The organism is Collimonas sp., from assembly GCF_044339385.1.
In the GTDB taxonomy this organism is placed as follows: domain Bacteria; phylum Pseudomonadota; class Gammaproteobacteria; order Burkholderiales; family Burkholderiaceae_D; genus Collimonas.
Genome location: NZ_JBIIVN010000213.1, coordinates 1 through 3,441, shown reverse-complemented (window position 1 = coordinate 3,441; position 3,441 = coordinate 1). Strand labels below are relative to the sequence as shown.

The window sequence follows — 3,441 nt, the reverse complement described above, 5'->3', positions numbered from 1 at the left end:
CGCTGAAACTGTTTCGTTTTAATTCGTTCATATCCTGCCTTCGTTGTTCAGTGCAGGATACTCCTTAAACTATTGTCCGGATTTCCGGGTCCACTATAGGCGGACGATGACTGCGATCACCGCTTCGCCAAAATCCGCATGCGCTACGCCGATCACCGCCGATTCCAACACGCCGTCGATATCGTCGAGCACCGTTTCGATTTCTTTCGGATAGGCGTTGTAGCCGCCGGAAATGATCAGGTCTTTGCTGCGGCCGACGATTTCCAGATAGCCGTCGTGGTCGAACTTGCCGACGTCGCCGGTCTTGAAATAGCCATCGGCGGTAAATTCTTCGGCAGTCTGTTCCGGCATGCGCCAGTACCCCTGAAAAACATTCGGCCCCTTGACTTGAATATCGCCGATTTCATTCGCGCCGCACACTGTGCTGCGGCCGGCTTCGTCGTGGCGCATCAAGCGCAGTGACACGCCCGGCAGCGGCAGGCCGACAGTGCCGGCGCGCCGTTCGCTTTGATATGGATTAGACGTCAGCATCGCAGTTTCGCTCATGCCGTAGCGTTCCAGTATGGTGTGGCCGGTGCGCGCCGAAAATTCGGCGAAGGTAGCGGCCAGCAAAGGCGCTGAGCTAGAGATGAACAGGTGCATGTTGCGGCAGGTATCGCTATGCAAGCTGCGATCTGCCAGCAGGCGCACATAATAGGTCGGCACACCCATGAAGATACTGCTGCGCGGTAGCTGGCGGCATACTTCGGCGGCCTCGAATTTCGGCAGAAAAATCATCTTGCTGCCGTTCAGCAGCGCACCGTTTGCCGCCACCAGCAAGCCGTGGATATGGAACAGCGGCAGCGCATGCAGCAGTACGTCGCCAGCTTGCCAATGCCAGTATTGCTGTAGCACAGTAGCGTTCGAACCGATATTGCCGTGCGAAAGCATGGCTCCCTTGCTGCGTCCGGTGGTGCCTGAGGTATACGGGATGACGGCCAGGTCGTCGGCCTGTTTATCAACGGTCTGAAACTGGTCGGGATAATGCATCGCACGGGCCAGCAATGAGCCGGAATTTCTGCCGTAACCGGCGCTGCCGATCTGGTCCAGTGTGAACAGGTGCTGGGTGCCAGCCTTGAACGCAATTTGCGCCACCCAGCCGACATTCTTTGGCGAGCAAACAAACACTGCGGGTTCCGCGTCACCGATGAAGTATTCGATTTCAGCGCTGCGGTAAGCCGTATTCAAGGGCAGATAGACCAAGCCGGCGCGTAATGTCGCCAGATACAGAATCAACGCTTCCGGCGACTTTTCTACCTGCACTGCAATGCGCGCGCCGCTCGGAAGATTCAGGCTGTGGAATAGATTGGCGATTTTGGCCGAGGCGCGCTCGATGTCGTCCCAGGTGTAGTACTGGCCGTCCTGGGTTTCAATACAGCAGGCGGACTTGTCAAGCGGGAAGCATGAGGCGAACAGGGCGTAGAGATTGGCGTTCATGAGCGGCGAGAGAGTAGCTTCAGGGGGGGGCGACTTACCTGCCCGCGATGCAGGCTGCGGTATGTGCAATCGCTACCAGGGTCAGCTTGCAGATCGTTTTGGTGCTTCGGCAGGGGCGCTGTAGGTAAGCGGTTTTCTGTAGGCGATGATCAGCAATGCGATACCCAGCACGATCATCGGCACTGATAACATCTGACCGGCGGAAATCGTGATGCCGCCAAAGGTGACGTTATAGTCCGGCACGCGGAAATATTCGGTGAAGAAGCGGGCGCAGCCATACAGCAGCGAGAACATGCCCGCTACCGCCATACGCGGACGTGGTTTGCGCGAGAAGAACCAGAGAATGATGAATAGCAGGATGCCGTCCACCAGCATCTGGTAGATCGGCGACGGATGGCGCGGCAGGTTGTCGACGTTCGGCCAGATCATGGCCCATGGCAGGGACGGATCGGATACCACGCGGCCCGGCAATTCACCATTGATGAAATTGCCGAGGCGGCCTGCGGCGTAACCGAGCGGCACCATTGGCGCGATGAAATCCATGGTATCCATCAGCTTGCGGCCGGATTTGCGTCCCCACCATGCCATCGCAATCATGACCCCAATGAAGCCGCCGTGGAACGACATCCCGCCTTTCCAGACTGCGATGATTTCCGCAGGATTGGAAAAATAATAGACCGGATCATAAAAAAATACTTGTCCCAGGCGGCCGCCGATGACTACCCCCAGCACGCCGTAGAACAGCATGTCGTCGATGTCTTCTTTTTTCCAGCCGGCGGCAGCAATATGCGGTTGTCTGATCCGGATGCGACCAGCCCAGATAAATTGGATGAAGGCCAGCAAGTACATCAGGCCGTACCAGCGCACATGGAGCGGGCCCAATGAAAAGGCAATCGGATCAGGCAGCGGATGAATCAGCATGTTTTATTTCTTTCTCAATAATTCCAAAAAAGCGTGCAGCACGGGTGACACATTATCGCGGCGCCAGGCCAGCCCGGTCTCGACCAGCGGCGTAGCGTCCTGTAATTCGCGATAGTCGACTCCTGGGCGTTGCAGGTTCGACACCGATTGTGGCACAAGCGCGATTCCCATGCCAGCCGATACCAGGCCGACGATGGTTTGCATCTGGATTGCCTCCTGGCCAATATCAGGAGTCAGGCCGGCGGCGCGGAAGCAGCCGAGGATGGTGTCATGGAAGCCTGGCGAGATGCGGCGCGGGAAAATGATCAGCGGCATGTCAGCCACAGAACTCAGCGCGATCCGGCCCTTGCCGCGTAACGCCTTGAGCCCGGTCGGCGCGGCCAGCAGAAGCGGTTCGGATAATACCGGCAGATAGTCGAGCGCCAGTTTCTCCTTGTCAGGCAGCGGTGGAATCAGCAGGCCGGCATCGATACGCCCAGCCATCAGTTGCGCCAGTTGCAGATCGCTGGTGGCTTCCTGCAAATCGATCTGGACGCTAGGGTAGTTCTGCCGGAAAGCGCGCAGCAACGGCGGCAGAATGCTGTAATCGGCGGTTGAGACAAAGGACAGCGTAAGCAGGCCGGATGCGCCGGAAGCAGCGCGCCGCACCAGATCAGGCAGGCCGCCGACCTGTTGCAGCAGGCGCTGCGCTTCCGGCAACAAGGCCAGGCCGGCCGCTGTCAGCGCTACGCTGCGTTTGGTGCGGGCAAATAGCGGCGTACCGAGGTTAGCCTCAAGCACCTGGATTGCCTGCGACAATGGCGGCTGCGTCATGTGCAACCGCAGCGCGGCGCGGCCGAAATGCCGCTCTTCAGCAACAGCGACGAAATAACGCAATTGCCGCAGTTCTATGTTCATATCATTATTGGCAAACAAAAAGCCGGGAGAGGACCGGCTTCTTATAGTGGACCCGGAAATCCGGACAATAGTTTAAGGAGTATCCTGCACTGAACAACGAAGGCAGGATATGAACGAATTAAAACGAAACAGTTTCAGCGGGCAACA

3 protein-coding genes are annotated in these 3,441 nt (G+C 57.7%); all 3 read right to left on the bottom strand.

Annotated elements, in window-relative coordinates; translation table 11 throughout:
* Positions 1 to 93: 93 nt before the first annotated feature.
* The 3 genes from ACIQ0R_RS11980 to ACIQ0R_RS11970 all read right to left on the bottom strand — a co-directional run bounded on the left by ACIQ0R_RS11980 (position 94) and on the right by ACIQ0R_RS11970 (position 3,294).
* Positions 94 to 1,476 (bottom strand): malonyl-CoA synthase, encoded by a 1,383-nt coding sequence (locus tag ACIQ0R_RS11980; protein ID WP_395827710.1) that lies wholly within the window; start codon positions 1,474 to 1,476, stop codon positions 94 to 96.
* Between the two features lie 81 nt (positions 1,477 to 1,557).
* Positions 1,558 to 2,397 (bottom strand): prolipoprotein diacylglyceryl transferase, encoded by an 840-nt coding sequence (gene lgt, locus ACIQ0R_RS11975; RefSeq protein ID WP_395827707.1) that lies wholly within the window; start codon positions 2,395 to 2,397, stop codon positions 1,558 to 1,560.
* 3 nt (positions 2,398 to 2,400) lie between these two features.
* Positions 2,401 to 3,294, bottom strand: a complete 894-nt coding sequence (locus ACIQ0R_RS11970; RefSeq protein ID WP_395827704.1) for a LysR substrate-binding domain-containing protein — start codon at positions 3,292 to 3,294, stop codon at positions 2,401 to 2,403.
* Between the last annotated feature and the right edge of the window lie 147 nt (positions 3,295 to 3,441).

Excerpts from the sequence above, each read along its gene's own strand:
- ACIQ0R_RS11980 (WP_395827710.1), bottom strand. The coding sequence starts at position 1,476 with ATGAACGCCAATCTCTACGCCCTGTTCGCCTCATGCTTCCCGCTTGAC.
- lgt (WP_395827707.1), bottom strand. The coding sequence starts at position 2,397 with ATGCTGATTCATCCGCTGCCTGATCCGATTGCCTTTTCATTGGGCCCG.
- ACIQ0R_RS11970 (WP_395827704.1), bottom strand. The coding sequence starts at position 3,294 with ATGAACATAGAACTGCGGCAATTGCGTTATTTCGTCGCTGTTGCTGAA.